Origin of the sequence: Rhodococcus sp. BP-160 (assembly GCF_019836205.1) — a bacterium.
Lineage (GTDB): Bacteria > Actinomycetota > Actinomycetes > Mycobacteriales > Mycobacteriaceae > Rhodococcoides.
The window spans coordinates 801,232-820,617 of sequence record NZ_JABUEK010000001.1 but is presented as its reverse complement, the minus strand read 5'-3'; the positions used below and the strand labels follow the sequence as shown (position 1 = coordinate 820,617).

Annotated in this window: 14 protein-coding genes; 2 read left to right on the top strand and 12 right to left on the bottom strand. The window is 69.2% G+C overall.

The features are described 5' to 3' along the window. Positions 1–19: 19 nt before the first annotated feature. Together HQ306_RS03825 and HQ306_RS03820 are read right to left on the bottom strand one after the other, a co-directional pair. On the bottom strand, positions 20–2,404 hold the full coding sequence (locus HQ306_RS03825) for an ATP-binding protein (protein WP_222627679.1): 2,385 nt from the start codon (positions 2,402–2,404) through the stop codon (positions 20–22). A gap of 136 nt (positions 2,405–2,540) precedes the next feature. Continuing rightward, positions 2,541–3,791: an Ig-like domain-containing protein gene (locus HQ306_RS03820; RefSeq protein ID WP_027504131.1), complete on the bottom strand. Its 1,251-nt coding sequence runs from the start codon at positions 3,789–3,791 to the stop codon at positions 2,541–2,543. 124 nt (positions 3,792–3,915) lie between these two features. Here HQ306_RS03820 and zwf point away from each other — a divergent pair, with 124 nt between their 5' ends. Continuing rightward, complete coding sequence (zwf, locus tag HQ306_RS03815; protein ID WP_056447015.1) at positions 3,916–5,373, top strand: glucose-6-phosphate dehydrogenase; 1,458 nt, start codon at positions 3,916–3,918, stop codon at positions 5,371–5,373. Between the two features lie 203 nt (positions 5,374–5,576). Here the strand turns inward: zwf and HQ306_RS03810 are convergent, their stop codons facing one another. The 10 genes from HQ306_RS03810 to HQ306_RS03765 form a co-directional block, all read right to left on the bottom strand. Beyond that, entirely contained in the window at positions 5,577–6,785 is a 1,209-nt protein-coding gene (locus tag HQ306_RS03810) for a lipase family protein (protein WP_308115368.1), read from the bottom strand. Between the two features lie 6 nt (positions 6,786–6,791). Continuing rightward, complete coding sequence (locus tag HQ306_RS03805) at positions 6,792–8,084, bottom strand: hypothetical protein (RefSeq protein ID WP_222627678.1); 1,293 nt, start codon at positions 8,082–8,084, stop codon at positions 6,792–6,794. Continuing rightward, on the bottom strand, positions 8,071–9,183 hold the full coding sequence (locus tag HQ306_RS03800; RefSeq protein WP_222627676.1) for a glycosyltransferase: 1,113 nt from the start codon (positions 9,181–9,183) through the stop codon (positions 8,071–8,073). The genes HQ306_RS03805 and HQ306_RS03800 overlap by 14 nt, the downstream gene beginning before the upstream one ends. Continuing rightward, the gene (locus HQ306_RS03795; RefSeq protein WP_222627674.1) at positions 9,170–10,435 is read right to left on the bottom strand and encodes a hypothetical protein; all 1,266 of its coding nucleotides are present in this window, start codon (positions 10,433–10,435) and stop codon (positions 9,170–9,172) included. Before HQ306_RS03795 ends, HQ306_RS03800 begins: the two co-directional genes overlap by 14 nt. A 277-nt stretch (positions 10,436–10,712) precedes the next feature. Then, entirely contained in the window at positions 10,713–11,798 is a 1,086-nt protein-coding gene (locus HQ306_RS03790; RefSeq protein WP_308115369.1) for a glycosyltransferase family 4 protein, read from the bottom strand. Next, positions 11,795–13,345 (bottom strand): flippase, encoded by a 1,551-nt coding sequence (locus HQ306_RS03785; protein ID WP_081821048.1) that lies wholly within the window; start codon positions 13,343–13,345, stop codon positions 11,795–11,797. Before HQ306_RS03785 ends, HQ306_RS03790 begins: the two co-directional genes overlap by 4 nt. After that, positions 13,345–14,397 carry a glycosyltransferase family 1 protein gene (locus tag HQ306_RS03780; RefSeq protein WP_222627672.1) on the bottom strand — a complete coding sequence of 351 codons (1,053 nt, stop codon included), beginning with the start codon at positions 14,395–14,397 and terminating at the stop codon, positions 13,345–13,347. The genes HQ306_RS03785 and HQ306_RS03780 overlap by 1 nt, the downstream gene beginning before the upstream one ends. Beyond that, positions 14,307–15,680, bottom strand: coding sequence for an O-antigen ligase (locus HQ306_RS03775; RefSeq protein WP_222627670.1), 1,374 nt, complete (start codon positions 15,678–15,680; stop codon positions 14,307–14,309). Before HQ306_RS03775 ends, HQ306_RS03780 begins: the two co-directional genes overlap by 91 nt. A gap of 19 nt (positions 15,681–15,699) precedes the next feature. After that, entirely contained in the window at positions 15,700–17,070 is a 1,371-nt protein-coding gene (locus HQ306_RS03770) for a sugar transferase (protein WP_081821047.1), read from the bottom strand. A gap of 271 nt (positions 17,071–17,341) precedes the next feature. Further along, on the bottom strand, positions 17,342–18,061 hold the full coding sequence (locus HQ306_RS03765) for a GAF domain-containing protein (protein ID WP_027504123.1): 720 nt from the start codon (positions 18,059–18,061) through the stop codon (positions 17,342–17,344). A 202-nt stretch (positions 18,062–18,263) separates the two neighbouring features. Between HQ306_RS03765 and HQ306_RS03760 the strand changes: the two genes are divergently transcribed. Further along, positions 18,264–19,331 (top strand): cellulase family glycosylhydrolase, encoded by a 1,068-nt coding sequence (locus HQ306_RS03760; RefSeq protein WP_308115370.1) that lies wholly within the window; start codon positions 18,264–18,266, stop codon positions 19,329–19,331. Positions 19,332–19,386: the final 55 nt, after the last annotated feature.

The following is a 19,386-nucleotide window of genomic DNA, read 5'->3' as shown; positions in this document are numbered from 1 at the left end:
ACCTCCTGTGCTGCTGTGCCTATCCGACGGGGTCGGACCCGAGCTCCTCCACGAAGTCGCGGACCAGTTGCTCCGCGATCACCCGAGCCTTGACGTTGGCGGCCTGACTCATCGTCGCGATGTGGTCGAAGGCCGCCTCCGGCGACATCCGCTGCGTGACCATCAGCAGGCCCACTGCCTGACTCAGGACACTGCGGCTGTCGAGCGCCGTGCGCAGCGAGGACACCTCGCGTTGCGCGCTGCCGAGCAGCTGCTCCCGCAACCGGGCGAGCTCGAGGTGCACCCGGACACGTGCGACGAGCTCCGCCGGCTGGAACGGCTTGGTCACGTAGTCGTCCGCACCGAGGCGGAGGCCTTCGACGACCGACTCGGATCCCGCACGTGCACTGAGCAACACGATCGGGACGCGCACCAGCCGGCCGTCGGACCTCGCCTCGTCGACGAGCGAGAGACCGGAGCGTCCCGGCAGCATGATGTCGCTGAGGATGACGTCCGGCGGGTGGGCGCGGGCGTGCGCCATCGCGGAGTCGACATCGGCGAACATGGTCACGTGCCAGTTCTGTTCGCGGAGCAGTCCGACGAGGTAGTCGCGCATGTCGGCGTTGTCCTCGACGAGCACCACCTGGCGCTGATCGGGTGTCGGATCGGTCCGGACGCCGTCCAGCGGTCGCCAGGTGTCGGCTTCACCGATGTACCCGGCGCCCAACGCTTCCGCGACCTCCTGTGTGGTGGCGTCGGAGGCGGGCGGCGCGGACGCCACCGTGCGGGGAAGCGTCACGGTGAACGTGGATCCCGTGCCGTCCGGGCCGTCGCTCACGTCGATGGTGCCGTGCAGGGCGGCCACGAGGTCGCGCACCAGGGAGAGTCCGACGCCGGACCCCTCGCGGCTGCGACCGGCGGCGGCCGCGACCTGATAGAACCGGTCGAAGATCTTCGCTCGGTCGGCCTCGGGGACACCCGGCCCGGTGTCCGTGACCGTCAACGTCACCGTGTCCGCGTCGTCTCGCAGGCTCACGGTCACCGATCCCGCCGTCGTGAACTTGACCGCGTTGGACACCAGGTTCATCACCACGTGAGTCCACATCGTGCGGTCCATCTCGGCGAAGCGGTGGGTGACGCCGTCGAGTGCGAGGTGCAGTTCCACGCCGGCCCGCGCCGTCGCGTCGCGGAACATCGAGGCGCAGTCCGTGGTGAGCGAGACGATGTCGGTCGGTTCGAGAGACACGACGAATCCGTCGGCATCGCCGCGGGCGACGTCGAGCAGGGTGTCCACCAGTCGCTGCAGTCGCAGTGCCGCGCGCCGCGCGGTCTGCAGCGATCGCACCCGGTGCGGCGGCAGTGGGTTCTCCTGGTCGTCCACCACGTCGCCCAACGGACCCAGGAGCAGTGTCAGCGGGGTGCGGAACTCGTGGCTGACGTTCTCGAAGAACCGGGTCTTGGCAGCATCCAGCTCTTCCAGGTCGCGAGCCCGGCGGCGTTCTGCCGCATACGAGTACGCATCCGTCAGCGCCGTCGAGATGCGTCCGGCCACCAGATCGAGGAACACGCGGTACGGCTCGTCGAAGCGCCGCAACGCGCTGATGCCGGCCACGAGAACGCCGACGGGTCGGCCCGACGACGCGTGCAGGGGGAGCACGACGGCGGTCGCGCCCACGATCTCGCCGACACCGCTCGTGCTGACGCGATCGATCACGCCGCGATCGACGGTCGTGGCGGTGTGCGGCCGACCGGGGAGCGTCGCGGACGTCGAGGCGACGGGACGGATCTCGCCGAGTTCCGCGTCGTGGGTGGTGCGGAGGTGGATGGACGCGAACGGCACGTCGGCCTCGTTGCCGGCGAGCAGGTCCAGTGACGCCCGGCAGACGTCGTCGATGTCGCGGGAGGCCACGGAGATCGAGCCCAGCTCGTGCAGCACCGACATGCGGCGCTCCGCCAGCACCTGCTGGGTCACGTCGGTGGTGGCGACGAAGACCCCGTTCACCGTGTCGCCGGAACCGAGGATCGGGCTGTAGGAGAACGTGAAGAACGTCTCCTCGAGGTAGCCGAAACGGTCCAGCAGGACGCGCTGACGGGTGCGATGGACGGCGGTGCCGCGCAGGGCGTCGTGCGCCAACGGGCCGAGCTGCTCCCAGCCGACGCGCCAGCAGTCCGCGGCGCGCTGGCCCACGGCCTCGGGAAACAGGTCGCCTGCCATCGGGGTGTAGGCGTGGTTGAAGAGCTGGACCAGATCCTCGCCCCACCACACGAGCTGTCCCACCTCGGACGGGAACAGCGTGCGGATGGCGGTCACCAGTGCGTCCGGCCAGTTCTCGACCGGTCCGAGTGACGTCGTCGACCAGTCGAACTCGCGATGGGCGGTCGAGGTGGCGTCCGTGCCGGGGAACAGCTCGTCGCGGGTCGTCACGCGACCACGTGCATCATGCGAGCACACCCGTCATGCGCTGTGTGCTGTCGTCGTCCCCGGCATTCCTGATGAACCTTCCTCGCGCGTCTCCGTACAGTGTAAAGGTGCGCGCGGGGTGGTGACGACTGCGAGCGGATCAGGCCAGCGCACTCCCGGCGAGCCACTCGGACCACGGGACGCTCCAGTCACCGTTCTGCCACTGCTGCAGCGGTGCACCGCCGGTGTCGCGCACCTCGACGACGTCGCCGGGCACCGAGAAGTCGTAGAACCAGGACGCGTTGGCCCGGCTCAGGTTGAGGCAGCCGTGCGAGACGTTGGTGTTGCCCTGCGCCCACACGGTGTCCTCGAGTTCGTGCAGGTAGATGCCGTCGTTGCTGATGCGCGTCGCGTAGTTGATCGACTCCTTGTACCCGAGGCGCGAGTTCACCGGCAGGCCGTACGTCGAGGAGTCCATGATCACCGGGTTCGCCTTGTCCAGCACGGTGTAGACGCCGGGCTGAGTCCAGAACGTCAACGTCTGGCCACCGACGGTCTCGCTGCCGCCCATGCCCATCGACGTGGGCATGGTGCGCACGAGCGTGCCGTTCTCGTACACCTCTACCTGCTTGGTGTCGTCGTCGGCGACGGAGACGTGCGAGTCGCCGATGGTGAACGACGTGGTGACGTCCTCCTGTCCGAAGAGGCCCTCACCGACCTCGACGCCGTACACCTTCGCGGAGATGGTCACCGCGGTTCCGGGCGTGTAGTAGTTCTCCGGCCGCCAGTGGACGTTCTGGTCGTCGGCCCAGTACCAGGATCCGGTCACGGCGGGCGTGGTCTGGACGGACAGCGTGCGCTCGGCGGCGGCGCGGTCACCGATGGGCTCGTCGAAGTGCACCACCGCGACGATGCCGACGCCGAAGGTGCCCCCGTCCGTGAGCAGGTTGCCGCCCGACGTCACGAAGGACGGCAGCGTGTAGTTGTCCGGCTCCACGGTCGTGAACGTGCTCGTCTGCTCGTGCGCGGCGCCGTCGGTCGCCTCGGTGTCGATCTCCAGTGAGTACTGCTTCCCGTAGCCGAGCGTGGTGGCCGGCTTCCAGGTGGATCCGTCGGGTGTCACGACCCCGTCGACGACGACACCGTCCGCGTTCGTCATCCGCACCGCGGTGATGGTGCCGTTCGACGCCGTCACGCTCACCGGCGCGAGCGGGTTGACGTCGGCCGCGCCGTCCGGCGGGTCGAGGGTGAGGGTCGGCGCGGGTGCGGCCTGCGTCGTCTCCGGCGCGCCGCCGGAATCACCTCCCGAGCCGCCGTCACTCGATCCGATGGTGCAGGCCGAGGCCAGCAGCATCACGAACGCGAGGCACGCCAGGAGAACGGTGCGGAGAAGGGCAGGACGGGACGACATGCGGGTGCTCCGTAAGGTGCGGAATCGGGCAGCGCGACGACACGGCGCTGACCACCACGGTAGCGCGTGCGCGGCGCTCACCCCCGCCGAGCGGGAGTGCGGGTTCGATGGAAGCATCGCGGGCATGACCACGACTCGCCGCCGATCCTCCGTCCCGGACGCGTTGCCGCCCCAGGTGGTCGTCCTCTTCGGTGCCACCGGAGACCTGGCCAAACGCAAGCTGCTCTCGGGGATGATGCACCTCGTCCTGTCCGAACTGGCGCCGCGGATGCGCGTCGTCGGTACGTCGTTGCAGGAGATGACGTCGGACGAGTTCCGAGCGATGGCGAAGGAGGCGATCGAGCAGTTCTCCACGCGCACACCGACGGAGGACGAGTGGGACCGCTTCGCGACTCGCCTGACCTACGTGCCCCAGACCGCCGGCCCGCAGGCGTTGTCGGACGCGGTGGCAGCGGCGGAGAAGGAACTCGGGGACGGCGTGCAGCGGCTGCACTATCTGTCGGTACCGCCGTCCGCGGCGCTCGCCGTCATCGACATGCTCTCCGAGGCGACGCTCGTCGAGCGGGCCCGCATCATCATGGAGAAGCCGTTCGGCACCGATCTCGCCAGCGCCGTCGCGCTCAACGCGGCTGTGCACGAGACCTTCGCCGAGGAGCAGATCTTTCGCATCGACCACTTCCTCGGCAAGGAGCCGGCGCAGAACATCCTCGCGTTCCGCTTCGCCAACGGTCTCTTCGAGCCGATCTGGAACCGCACGTTCATCCAACACGTGCAGATCGACGTGCCCGAGACTCTCGGACTGGACGGCCGCGCCGGCTTCTACGAGTCGACGGGTGCCTTCAAGGACATGGTGGTGACCCACCTGTTCCAGGTACTGGCCTTCACGGCCATGGAACCGCCCACCGCGCTGGAACCCGAGGCGATCAAGGAGGAGAAGAACAAGGTCTTCCGCTCCATGCTTCCCCTCGATCCGCGGAACGTCGTGCGCGGCCAGTACTCCGGCTACCGCAGCGAGAAGGACATCGCCCCCGACTCGGACACCGACACCTTCGTCGCCCTGAAGTGCCACATCGACAACTGGCGGTGGGCGGGTGTGCCGTTCTATCTCCGGACCGGCAAGAAGCTGGCCGAGGGGCAGCGCATCATCTCGATCGCGTTCCGGGAGCCGCCCAAGTCGATGTTCCCGGCGGGCTCCGGCGTCGGCGCCCAGGGGCCGGACCACCTGACCTTCGACCTCACCGACTCGTCGAAGGTGTCGCTCTCCTTCTACGGTAAGCGGCCGGGCCCGGGCATGCGCCTGGACAAGCTCAGCATGCAGTTCGCGCTGCACGAGACGGAGAGTGCCGCAGACGTTCTGGAGGCGTACGAGCGGCTGATCCTCGATGCGATGCACGGGGATCACACGCTGTTCACCACGTCCGAGGGCATCGAGCGGCTGTGGGAGGTCTCGGCACCGCTGCTCGAGGACCCGCCGCCCGTCCGGTCCTACGCGCCGGGATCGTGGGGTCCCAACGCGATCCACAGTCTGGTCGCGCCCGACGCGTGGCGGCTGCCGTTCGAGCGCGAGTGGCGCGGGGAGTGACCTAGTTGCAGGTACTCGGCGCCGGTGTCCCGGCGAACCGGCCGTCCAGCCATTCCGCCGGCGCACTTCCGAGGTTCAGGATGAGGACCCGCCGCCCGTCCGGTCCTACGCGCCGGGATCGTGGGGTCCCAACGCGATCCACAGTCTGGTCGCGCCCGATGCGTGGCGGCTGCCGTTCGAGCGCGAGTGGCGCGGGGAGTGACCTAGTTGCAGGTACTCGGCGCCGGTGTCCCGGCGAACCGGCCGTCCAGCCATTCCGCCGGCGCACTTCCGAGGTTCAGGATGCCGTGGCCCTGCCCCGGTGCCTCGCGGAGCTCGATGGTGTCGCCGAGTGCGCACGCTCGCTGCACCGCGGCCACTGTCCACTCCGGGAGTGCGAGTCGATCCAGTTCGCCGTAGCCGACGAACATGGGCGCGGTCGCCGCGGCGCCCGGCACTCCGGCCTCGGTGAGCCACGCGCGCAGACGATCTGCGGCGGCCTCGTCCACCGGTGCGTAGTCCGACGGTGTGACGGACTCGGCGATCGCGCTCTCGAGCCCGTCGTTCTCGCCCTCGCAGGCGGCGAAGACGTCCCGACGTTCGTACAGCACACCGCGGAGGTAGTCGGTCACCTGGAGGTCGGGGTGCGCGACGGACAGCCCTGTCAGGACCGACGGCACCAGCGCGACCTGTTCGGCGGTGAGTGTTCCGGCCACCATCGCGTCGACGAGCGGGCTCAGGTCGGTCGCGGGGGACATGCTGATGGTGCCGACGAGGCGGAGTCCGTCGCCGTAGTCGGCGGCCCGTTCGTTGGCGGCCCATACCGCCTGCCCGCCCTGGGAGACGCCGTAGCCGATCCAGGAGTCGGACGCCGTCGGTTCCACCTCGCGCGCTGCGCGCACCGCGTCGATCACGTTGTTGCCGGCCGTGGCGGCATCGAGGTACGGGTGCGGACCCGGGGTGCCCAGGCCCTCGTAGTCGGTCATGGCGACCACGTAACCGTTGGCGAGGAACGGGATCACGGTGGTGAGCGCCCCCAGCAGCCCGATGTGGGTGGACGGCGCGCACCGACTGTCGGTACCGGTGGTCGCGTGGCCGACGGAGACGACCGGCCACCCACCCGCCGGTGGGTCGCCACGAGGAACGAGGACCAGCCCGCTCACCTCGGTGGCGGAGCCGTCGATGCCGGAGGTCGAACGGTAGAGCACCGTCTTCGACACCGCTGTCAGGGTGGCGAGCGCGGGATAGCCCGCGAAGTCACGAGGGGTGCCCAGCAGTGAGCCTGCGGCGACGTCAGTGAGAGAGTCGACGGCCGTCTCCGGGGCCGACTCTCCCGGCAGCCCAGCGCAACTCGCGCAGAGGACGGCCAGCACCGACAGCCAGGTCAGCGCGACCTGGCGGCGCGCGGTCGTCGTCCCGATGATCGCGGCCACCGCACGTCACTCCCCGTCGGAGCGCAGGTCGGCCGTGTTCCGGCTCAGCAAACCGACAGGATCGGCACACGCGCGGGCGAGGGCACGGTCGACCGTCTCGGTCTCGATCATGCCGCTGCAGAACGACGCCGAGTACGAACGTCCGCCCTGGACCTGCGAGACGAGGATCGAGATGCCGTCCGGGCCGTCTGGTTCGAGAGAAGCCGTCATCTGCCGGGGCCGACCGTCGTCGAGCCAGGGAAGGTGGTCGTAGATCGAGAGGGTGCCCAGGTCGCTCACCGCGAGTCGCGGTCGGTCGGGCACCGTGACGACGTCCTCGCTCGGCGCCGGTGCCGGGGCTGTCCGGTGACCCTTGAGAGTTGCTCGGGCATCGGCCATTCCGAGCACGGCGATGGGCCAGCCGGAGTCGATGACCTGCTTCATGACACCGGCGACGTCACCCGGCGTCGGCAGCACGGGCAGGCGGACCGGGATACCGATCGCGAAGTTGCCGTGTTCCGCGCGGTGCTTCTCGTCGAGGTACCGGCGGCAGTTGAAGAGGATCATGACGTGCTCGTCGAGGGGGACACCCTCGGAGCGCAGAGCGGCGACGAGCAGAGCCACCGACACCGACGCGCCGGTGGCGCCCGGCGCGTTCGCCTTCGACCACGATCGCAGTTCCGCCACCTGCTCGGGACGCATGTAGGCCGCGCGCGTGGTCTTCGACGATTCCCAGTGCTCGATACGGCGCGTCGGCGCCCCGTCGGCCGTCGCGTCACGCCGTTTGTGGACGGCGCGTAGGCGCCGGAAGTCCTGCAGGGCACGAGGGTTGGATCGGTAGTGCCGCCGCAGAGCACTCCACGTGGCGCTTCTCGGCAGCGACGGCGCCATGCTGCGTGCGATCGCGAAGCCGGGGTCGCTCGCGGCGGCGCCGACCAGCAGTACACCGAGCTGACCGTCGCCCACGCCGTGGGAGTAGTGGACCACGGCGTAGTCACCGCACAGCACGATCTCCACGGGGGCGCGTACACCGTCGCGGGTGCGCACCCGGTCCATCAGCTCACCGAGGTCGTCGGTGGCCAGATCCGGCCTGCTGGTGACGGCAGTGCCGGCGCCGATGTCGGTGCGGTACGCCCAGTTCCGACTGTCCGAGCGGGGATCGAGCCGGATGCGGGAGGTGGGAGACGCGTTCTCCGCCGCGGCGAGCATCGCCCGCGCAGCGTCGACGTCGAGACCCGCCGTCGGCCCGACGACGGCGAGGGTCTGCGCGGACGCGAAGGTGCGGTCGAGTTCGGTCGACGGGTACTCAGACTGCGGCATCGATCACCTCCTGCATCCGTGAGCGGAAGTTGGCTCGCGAGAAGCCTTCCGCCCAGACGCGGATCTGCGCTCGATCGAACTGGACCGGGTCGAACGACGTCATGGCGTCGGCGAAACCGGTGACGATCTCGTCGTCGGTACCGGGCTGCACGTGCAATCCGGTGGTGCCGTGGATGACCGAGTCGACGGCACCACCCTCACCGAGCGCGATGACCGGGGTACCGGTGGCCATCGACTCGACGGGAACGATGCCGAAGTCCTCGATGCCGGGCATCAGCAGTGCACGCGTGGAGCGGTGGAGCTCGAGCAGCTTCTCGTGCGAGACGCGGCCGAGGAACACCGTCTTCGGTCCGGCGAGGGCGCGGCACTGCTCCATCGCGCGGCCGTCGCCGGCGACGATGAGCGGTACGTCCGCCAGGGCTGCCGCACGGATCGCGATGTCGGGACGCTTGTACGGCACCAGGCGACCGGCGAGCAGGAAGAAGTCCTCACGCTCCACCGTCGGATCGGGAGTGAAGCCCTCGGTGTCGACGGGTGGGTGCACCACCACGGCGTCGTCTCGTCCCCACCAGCGCGAGATGCGGTCCGCGACGGCGGTCGAGTTGGCGACGACGGTGGTCAGACGCGGCGCGGCTCCTGTCTCGCAGCGCCGTGCGACGGCCGACAGTGCCGTGAGGATCGCGGCACCTGCGCGGCCGCCGCCCTCACCCGCCCGCAGTTCCGGATCCCACGCCCAACGCGCCGGGCTGTGCACGTAGGCGATGACGGGAGCGTCGGTCGCGTGCACGGCCTGCGTCGCGAAGGCGTGGTGGCTCACGACGACGGCCTCGGCGTCGCGCAACGGCAGACGACGGAACGCCGTCGGCATCAGCGGCAGGACCGGGGCGTAGGACCGCTGACCGATGCCGTTGTAGATCGAGTTGAGCCACGTGGTGTTCGGCGGCGTGGTCAGCCCGGCGGGAGTTCCCTCGGGACGGGCAATGGGTGCGTACACGCGCGCGCCCGGCCACTGCAGAGCGAGCTGTTCGACGACGTGCTCGGATCCGGCGATCTCGGTGAAGCGCTCGTGGACGATCGCGATCTTGTCAGTGTCTGGCATTGTGTCCGACCTGTTCCTCGGGGCGCTGGGAGGCCGTGCGTCCACCCGGAGCGGGATCGGACCGGCGCTTGCGGCCGGACGGTTGCACGACGAGGTGAGTGTGGATGCCGAACGTCCGCAGCTGCTTCAGCACTCCCTCGGCAGCTCGGCGGTCGCGTCCACCGGACGACAGTAGTACCACCGCGGTCTCGACGTCGTGCACGTCGACGAAGGTCCACCACTCGCTCGTGAGGTCGGCCCCGACGAGTGCGTCCGGGTGGCGGGGCTGCCCGCCCGTGGAGAGGGAGGTGGGAGCCGGATACACGGCGTCGTCACCGACGAGTACCAGCACGTTCTGCTCGATGCGGCCGTGGGCGGCGTGCCGAGCGCCGGCCGATCGGGTGCCGTTGCCGTTGCTGCCGTTCCCGTTGGACGACGACGCGCCCCGGTCCGACGCGGCAACCGTCGCGGCGACGATGGGCGGCAGGCCCGTGGTCACCTTCGGATCGAAGTCGGCCTGGTACTTGCGAGCGACGCGGCGGGCCCACGCGGGCCGCGGACGACGCCCGAGTCGACTGCGCAGCAACACGATCAGCTCGGCGGCGACGATGAACGCCACCAGACCCGCGACGGAGGCCTCCGAGGCCGGCATCGGTGAGACGGGGGCGGTGCTCTGCTCGGGCACGGCGAGCACCACCAGCTGGTTCCCGCCGCCCGTGCTTTGGAGCTGTGTCAGCTGGTCGCGGAGGTCGGCGAGCGACTGGTCCGACGCGGAGCGGGCGGGGTCGCCCGGGATGAGCTGGGAGTTGCGGGCTTCCTCGGCCGCGATCGAGGCTTGAACCTGCTCGAGCTGCCCCTGTGCGTTGCGGGCGGCGTTGGCCGACGACGCCTGCGACACCGTGGTCACCGTGGTGCGGGCGACCTCGAGGGCGAGCTCGGGGGAGTCCGCGGTGACGGTGAAGGTGAGCAGCGCCGGCGACGTTCCCGGGGCGAGCTCGAGGTGGGAGGCGAGCTCACCGGCGTCCCAGCCTGTGTCGACCTGCGACAGCACCTGATCGAGCACGTCGTTGTCCGCGGCCAGCCCGATGAACGGGGCGCGCAGCTGCTCGATGAACGCGTCGCCGGGGATCACCTCGCCGGTCGCCCGGATCTCCGTCACGACGGATGCCGCGTACTGCTTCTCGGTGCCGTACTCGCGGAATGCGAAGACGCCGGCGCCGACGATCAGCGCGATGATCAGAGCGGGAAGGAACGCGCGTCCGAGTTCCCGCATGTGCCCGGCGAGATCTATCGGCGGAGGTACGTCTCCGCGGTGCACGGGGTCGTCTACGGGCGCCAACCGAATCTCCTCGAGTTGCTGGTGCGCGTGCGGTCATGCCCGGTCGACGGCATGTCCCATTCGATACTACGCAGGGACGGAGACCATTCCTGCGTAGGTGAATTGCCGTGTGTCACCGTTCGGGAGATCGGTTCGCAGGCCGTCGTGAAACCGACGCGGTACCCATTCTGGGCGCGTGAGGAATGGATGATGGCTCTTTCTGTCGTGGCATTCATGCGGTCAATTCCGTCAACAGTCGGGGGAGGGTGACCGAGATGTCGTGACGCGTCGCGACGGTGTCCCGCGCGCGTGCTCCCATGTCCGCGCGCGCCGCGTCGTCGCCGAGCACCCTTCGCAGAGCGTCGGCCAGTGCCGCCGCGTCACCCGGCGGGACCAGCACGCCCTCCCCGCGAGCGAGGAACTCGGTGGGACCGCCGTGATCGGTGGCCACCACCGGCACCCCGTGGGACATGGCCTCGAGGACGGACAGGGGCCCCGCCTCGGGGAGAACGCTGGCCGACACCACGACGTCCCACCGGCGCAGCGCGCTGTCGGGATCGACGTGCCCGAGGAAGCGGACACGTCCCGCGAGATCGGGACGTGCTGCCCGCGTGTGCAGTTCGTCGACGTACGCCTGATCGCCGGAGAAGCTGCCGCCCGCAAGTTCGACCATCACGTCGTCGAGCGTCGCGACCGCGTCGAGCAGGACGAGGTGCCCCTTCCAAGGAGTGAGGAGCGCGAGCATGCCCACGACGGGCGGCGAGTGCGTGGGGGCGGCGAAATCCTCCACGGGCCACGGCACGCCGTAGGGCACGATCTCCACCTCGATGCCGAGGTCGCGTACCGGTGCCGCCGCGGCGGACGTGCACGCGACCGCGCGGCGGACGGCGCCTCGACTCGCCGATGCCACGGCGCGCTGGCGTCCCGCCGCGATCGCATCGTGCACCAGCCAGGCGACACCGTGAAGTGGCCGGGCGAGTCGCGCTGCGGGCAGGGCGAACAGCGAGTTGACGACGGTGTGGGTCGCCGGCCGTCGCGTCACCGCACGCAGCGTCCGTGCCGCCGACACCCACCGCGCCGCCATCCTCGCCGCGGCGCCGATGCGGGCGACTCCCTGCTCTCCGCCCAGGCCCAGCTCGGGGATCGCGACGTGCACCGCGGCGTCGGGCAGCGCCTCGGACAGCGCCCCGACGGGACAGACGACGGTGACGCCGCCCGGCCCCCGCAGTGCCTCGGACACCAGCGACAGCAGCATCTTCTCGGCACCCGAGATGTTCGCGGTGTGCGCGACGAACACGGTGGTGCGATCCGGAGTCACGAGGCGACCTCCGGGGCAGGAGAGTTGCTGCGCGAGTCACGCTTGGTCAGGAGGAACCCGCACGCGGCGACCAGGAGCGCCGCGACGACCGAGATCAGGAACCACAGGGACGGTGCCGCGTCGACGAGCAGTGTCGCCCCGACCGTCACCGCGGCCGTGACGGCGGCGAGCACGAGGATCGGCGACACGGCGAGCAGCCCCGACATGGGCATGCTGCGCTCGATCACGACCCACAGCATGATCACCGTGACACCGAACGTGACGACGGTGGCGATGGCGGATCCGTTGTAGGACAACCTCGGGATGAGCGCGACGTTGAGGCCGATGTTGAGAGCGAGGCCGAACAGCGCGACGAGCGGGTAGTGCCGCTGCATCCCCGCGGAGGCGAGCAGGAAGATGCCGAGCAGGATGAGCGACATGATCGCGGCACCGAGGACGAGGAGCCGTGCCGCGTCGGAACCGGGAGCGAAGCGCTCGCCGTAGAGCAGGCGGATGAGCGGCTCGGCAGAGGGCCAGAAGCCGGCGACGGCGACGGCGCCGAAGGTCGCGAAGTACAGTCCCGCGGAACGGGATCGGGCGCGGAACGTGGCCGTCTCGCTCGGCCAGGCCGCCACGAGGAGGGTGCTCACCGGCGCCACGGCGGCCAGCGCGATGGTGTCCATCATGTCGGAGAACTTGTAGCCGATGGAGTACAGGCCGACCGCGTCGAAGGTGTCGAGAAGGCTCAGCATCAGGACGTCGATCTTCAGCATCGCAATGGTCAGCGCGAAGCCGATCGCGAGGGGAATCGCCTCGCGGAGGTAGGCACCCCACCGGTGGACGTCGATGTGACGAGACGGGCGTAGCCCCACCGACCGACGCCGCACCGCGAGACCCTTGCCGACCGCGCGGAACGCCTCGTTGAGCACCGCCGGCAGCACGAAGATCAGCAGCACCGGCGCGAAGACGGCGGCGAGGATCGTGAGCACCAGCTGCAGGCCCTGGCCCAGGCTCTCGATGACCGCGACCAGCAACAGTCGATGGCGAGCCTGGAACAGCACGGAGAGTGCGTGGGACGGCGTCGCGAACACCACGACGAGGCCGCCCAGCGCGGTCGCCGCGATGACCTCACCCGGGTACTGCAACACCACGACGTAGCCGACGGCGAGCACGTACCCCACGAGTCCGAGCACGGTGCGCAGTGCGAGGAACGACGAGGCGGTGCGGCCGATCTCCTCGGCGTCGTCGTCCATCAGTCGGGCCAGGACGACGCGGCCGACGCCGAGGTCGGTGACGACGGACATGAGTCCGAGCAGCGCGAAGACGAAGCTGAACTGACCCCACCCCTCGGGGCTCAGCGAGCGGGCCACGATGACGCTGCCCACCCAGCCGAGTCCCGCCACGATCACGCGGGAGATCAGCACCGCCGCGGTCGCCCGCGCCGCCGCCTTCGGATCGGCGGCGAGCGCGCGATAGTCGGGTGCAGTGGTCTCAGGTGCCGTCGTCTCAGGTTCGGGGGTCTCGGGTTCGGGGATCACGGCACCCTCGACGGTGATGTCGTCGTCCATCAGAGCAGGCCTGCGTCCCGATAGGCGTCCGCGGTGCGCTCGGCGGTCCGGGCCCACGTCAGGTCGGCCATCGCGTGCAGGGCCTCGGTCACCAGGTCCGCGCGCGCCGTCTCGTCGAACATCAACGGGCTCAGTGCCTCCGCCCAGTCGTCGACCCGCTCGTTGTCGAGCAGCACGGCGCCCTTGCCGACCACCTCGGGCAGGGCGCCCACCGCACTCGCGACCACGGCGCCGCCGCACGCCATCGCTTCGACCGGGGGCAGCCCGAAGCCTTCGTAGCGCGACGCGTACGCGGTGACGGTCGCCGCCGCGTACAGCGCGGGCAGGTCCTCCACGTCGACGTAGCCGAGCCCGTTCGCGTAGCGGGGTGCGTCCGGGCCCGTGGACCCCGCGCCCGCCAGGAAGAAGGGCACGCCCAGCTTCTCCGCGGCGTCGGCGACCAACTGCACGTTCTTGCGCGGCTCCACGGTGCCCACCTGCATGACAAAGCGTTCGGGCAGACCGTACTTCGCGCGCACCGTCTCCACCGCGCCGTCCTCCGGGGGAACGGCCCAGGCTGCCGGGGCGAGTTCGACGACCACGGCGTCGCGGCCGCTGACGGCCTTGATGCGGTCGGCGGTGAACTGCGAGACGGCGATGAGCAGGTCGGCCTTGCGCAGCGACCGTCGCACGAGGCGCTGTTCGCCGGCGGCGCGGAAGCGACTCGACGCGGACGGCATGTCGATGACCGAGATGTCGTGCACCGTGGCGACGGTGGCGCCCCGGCCGACGAGGGGGAGATCGACGTCGAGCCCGTGGACCACGTCGTGCGATCCGACCGGGAGCGCACCGAGCACCGCGCGGACGGCACCGCCGGACACCGGCCGGGGGAGCGCGTCGACGCCTGTCGGCAGCTCGCCGATCGCGTCCTTCTGGACGACGGCGGCGAGGTCCGTTCCGGGGAGACGGCCGGGCAGCTCCCTCAGGAGCTCACGGATGTACGTCTGGACGCCGCTGCCGCCGGGACGGAGGGCGAGGGCCCCGAAAACGATTCGTGTTGTGCTGCTGCGCATCCCACAACTCCTAACAAGAGCCAGAAATAGACGTCGATAGGGAAGATCTCGAAATAGGTGGCCACCAGTGACGCGAACATCGCCGCGACGATGGAGGCGCCGACACCGAGTGTCAGCGCGCCGTCCTGACCGGGGAGGGTGCGGGAGAGTCGCGTGCACCAGATCAGGGCGGTCACCAGGAGCGCGAGGACGGCCCACAGTCCGATCGGACCGAGTTCGAGAGCCGTCTTCACGTAGTAGTTGTCGGGCTGGTAGTTGGTGGACAGCCCGAGCGACCCGGTGATGTTCTCACCCTGCGCCGACGAGATCCGGTCCGCTGCCGCACCACTCGACCCGAGCCCCTCGCCGAGCCAGTGGGTGCGCACCTTCTCGATGACCTCGTTCCATCGACCGCCACGTTCGTTCAGGCTGCTCGACGAGAAGAAGACCGACGTGATCTTGGGGACGAACGGCAGGATCGCGCCGACGAGCGCCGCCATGATCACGAGCAGACCGCCGAGTGCGCGGAACCGGATGATGGTCATGTAGATCAGCCCGACTGCGAGTCCGAGCAGCGCCGCTCGCACGATGGCACTCGACATGGCGACCACCATGAACGGGCTCGCGCACAGGAACAGCAGGTTGCGCCGGCGCATGGGGTTCGCGAGCGCCACGGCTCCGCCGACGAGCAGCGACAGCATCACGTAGAGCCCGAACGGGAAGGGCAGGTTGAACGTGCTGAACGTGCGGAGCAGCCCGCCCGACGTCCGGACCTGGGTGCCGTACTCGTACCCGATCGCCACGAGCGCCGCCGGTCCCGCGAGCAACTGGGCGATGCCGACCAGGGACGTGAACGCGCCCATGCCCATGAGGATGCTGACGAGGTGGTCCCGGTCGCGGGCGTCGAACGGCGCGAGCCACAGGATCGCCACCAGCAGCAGGTAGAAGAACGTCACCTTGATGCCGACGAAGCCGATGACCCCGAACGACAGCAGTGCCGACGCGGTCCCGAACACCACGAACACGGCTGCGGCCGGCCACCAGGGCATCAGCAGTGTCGGACGACGCGGGCCCAGCGCTCGACTGCGCCGGATCCAGGCGCTGCCGAGCGTGAAGATCACCAGGCCCTCCTTCCAGCCGGCGACGAAGCCGGGCAGCGGAAGGATGGCGAGGAGACCGTTCAGCGGGACGAACGCGGCCAGCAGCAGCACCCCGAGCTGCGGTCGGTGAAAGACCGCGCGTGCCACCAGGAACGCGACGACCAGCACGACGACCGCGGCGAGACCCTCGAGGACGATCAGCATGACGGGACCGCCGACACGGTCAGTCTTCCGCCTTCTTCAGGACCGCGGCGATGGTGAGGAAGAGGATCTTGATGTCGAGGGACAGCGACCAGTTCTCGATGTAGTAGTTGTCCCACTCGGCGCGGTCGGCGATGGACGTCTGTCCGCGCAGTCCGTGCACCTGCGCCCACCCGGTGACACCGGCCTTCACCCGGTGGCGCTCACCGTAGCGGCGGATCTGCATCTCGAACAGATCCACGTATGCGGGGCGCTCCGGTCGGGGACCCACGAGACTCATGTCGCCGCGAACGACGTTGAGGAGCTGGGGCAGCTCGTCCAGCGACGTCTGGCGCATGATCTTGCCGATACGGGTCCGGCGATCCACGCCCTCGACGCCGCCCGGAGCGGCGCCCTCGACGCGAGTGAACTCGGCGTCCGAGGCACGCGGCGGACGCATGGACCGGAACTTCAGGCAGCCGAACGGTTTTCCGTCACGGCCGATGCGCTCCTGGGAGAAGAAGATGGGTCCGGGGGAGCTCGTCTTGACCAGCAGCGCGAGCACCAGGAAGACGGGGGACAGGACCAGCACGCCCAGTCCGGCCAGGGTGCGGTCCATGACGCCCTTGACGACGAACTGCCAGCCCTTGGGGTCGGTGTGCGGCAGCACCATCAGGGGCAACCCGCCGAGATGCTCGACGCGGGTCCGCACGCCGACGGTGTCGAACAGGCGCGGTACCAACCACACTCGCATTCCGTTCGAGTGGGCGGTGCGGATGGCCTTGACCAGACTCTCGGTCGGAACGTCCGAGAACCCGATGACGAGCTCCTCGGCGCCGGTCTGCTCGATGGCTTGCGCGAGCTGCGACGGTGTGCCCATGTAGGGGACGGTCAGTGCCTCGGGAGTGTCGGGCTGCGGATCGACCGCGGGTGCCTTGTCGAGCACGCCCACGGGGTCGAGGCCGTACTCGGGGAACTGGTGCATGCGCGACGCCAGCTGGTGGGCGATCGGACCGCCGCCGATGATGAGCGTCGGAGCCGCCGACTTGTGGTTCACCCGCAGGTACCGCTGGATCGCGGTGCGCAGGAACCGCGCCACCGCCACCAGGATCGCCGCGGCGATCCACACCCGGACCATGAAGAGGCCGGGCCGGTACTCCGTGCCGATGACCAGCAAGATCGTCAGCACAAGCAGAGTGGCGAGCGCGACGGACGTCTCGACGGGACCGATCTCGTCGAGGAAGTTCCGGCGGAGTCCGCGTCGGTAGAGCGAGCGGGACGCCAGGATGAGCAGAACCAGCGGCACGAACAACCACGGCACCCAGCCGTAGTCGATGCCGCCCGTTCCCGGCCAGAACCTCGCCACGGCAACAGCCACGATCGCTGCCGTCGCGTCTGCCGCGATGGTGACCATCGTGTGTGCGGGATCGACGCGAAGACGGTCCGCTATTCCACGTTCATTGGACACCCTCGTGGCAGGGGCGTTGCGTAGCAACGTATCTCGCGATTCCAGTGTTTCGGACACAGGATTCACTCCGTACGGACCTAGTGGTTGACCGACCGGGGTCAACACTAGACCATTCTTTGGAGTTGTCTTCTCAGAATGGTCACGGCGCCATTACGGAAAAGCGACCGATGGACAGACTAACGAGGCGAAAATGTAGATCACGCCCGGAATGGTTCGCTCACTCGAAAATTCGCTCGCGAACCATCCACGCGATGTCCTTGAGTACCTGTACGTGCCCCGTCGTCCACTGACGTGGTTCGGCGTCCCAGACGCACAGCGTGCCCACCGCGTGACCGCCGTCGTCCACCAACGGGATGCCGAGGTAGGAGATGAAGGTCTTGTCCAGCACGCCGGGGTGGTTCATGAACTTCTCGTCGAGGCGAGCGTCCTCCACCAGCAGTGGTTCACCCAGGGCCACCGTGTGGCGGCACATTCCGGCCTCGAGGGGAATCTCCCGAGGCCGTTCCTCTTCCGGCCCGAAACCGACAGCGCTCTTGATGAACTGGCGGTCCTTGTCGATCAAGGAGATCGAGGCGCCCGGCGTGGACAACGCGTCCGCGGCCATGGCCACGATGCGGTCGTAGGCCGGTTCGGACGGGGTGTCGAGAAGCCCGGTGGCCTCGACGGCGCGCACGCGATCGGGATCGGTGACGATCGCGGGCATGTCGGATGCCGCCGGAGGTGTGGACGCGGGCGTGTCGGGCACCGGATCCGCCGTCGACTCGAGGCGCTTGAGCAGATGGCCGAGATCGGTGTCGTCCGCCTCGGCAAGTTCTTTCACCAGGCGTGTCATGACGGCGCGCCGAACATAGGCGGGCACCGTCTCGCCCACCCTCACGGCCTGCTGTTCCAGAACCTCGTTGAGGCGGGCGTCGAAGCCGTCGTTTCCCGTCGTCATTTCGCCGATACTAATGCAGGCTTGTACGGGATCGAGCGATGTGGAGAATCATCGCAGCCGGAGCCTCGCCGGTGTCCGTTTTCGCTGGTACGCCCCGCACGGCCGCCGCTGTTAGCCTGGGCCGGTGCTCACCGATCGGTCTGTTTCGCGTTCGAGGCCGACTCGGCGCGGAGCCGGTGCCGGGTTTCTCCGGCGATGCAGCGTGTCTGGTGCCGCTGTCCTTCTCGTTCTCGGCGGTGTGCCGGCACCGGCATCCGGCGCTCCGTCGGGCGAGGTACCGCGGTGCGTCGCGGAGTCCGACGGCGTCCGGGTGGGCGGATCACCCGGCGGCTCCTTCGGATTCCTGTCGGACGAGGACCTCGGACGCGAACTCGACATCGCGAAGAATGCGGGCATGTTCTCGGTCCGCATCGACATCGACTGGTCGGTGGTGGAGCCGCAGCCCGGTCGGCGCGACTGGTCGTCGACGGACAGAGTGGTCGACGCCATCGTCGCTCGGGGTATGTGCCCGTACGCCATCGTGACCTACGCACCTGCCTGGGCGCGTGTGGCGACGGCTCGGGATCAGCCCTACGCCCGGCCGGCGAGTCCGGACGCATTCGGGGCTTTCGCAGCACTCGCCGCGGAGCGGTACCGCGACCGAATCGTGTTGTGGGAGGTGTGGAACGAGCCGAACATCACCACCTACTTCACGCCGCTGCCCGACCCGACGGTGTACGCGCTGATGCTGCGCGCGACGTACCGCGCCATCAAGAAGGTGCAACCGGAGGCGCTGGTGCTCGCCGGCGGTATGGCGCCCGCGGTGAACAACGGCACCAACATCTCGCCGACCGCTTTCCTCTCGTCGCTCTACACCCTCGGAGCGAATCGTTATTTCGATGCCTTCAACGTCCACCCGTACACGTGGCCGTTCCTTCCGAACGATCTGTCGACGGCGGCATGGAACACGGCGATGGCGATGTGGTCGATGCACGATGTCATGAGTGCCGAGGGTGACGGCGACAAGCAGATCTGGATCACCGAGATGGGCGCACCCACGGGAACGAACGCGAATGCCATGAGCGAGGAGGGGCAGGCCGAGTCCATCGGCATCATGCTCAATGCCCTTCTCGGCAATTCCTGGCTCGGGCCCGCGTACGTCTACAGCATGCGTGACTCGGGCAGCGACGAGTCCGACACGGAGCAGAATTTCGGAATGGTGCGCCGCGATTTCTCGCCCAAGCCTGCGCTCGCCGAGATCACGGAATTCACGGCGGAACATTCCGGCTGACGGTGCCAGGCCGGCGCAGTGTCGAACCTGAGGTCGCCCTCGGCTCACCGTCTCG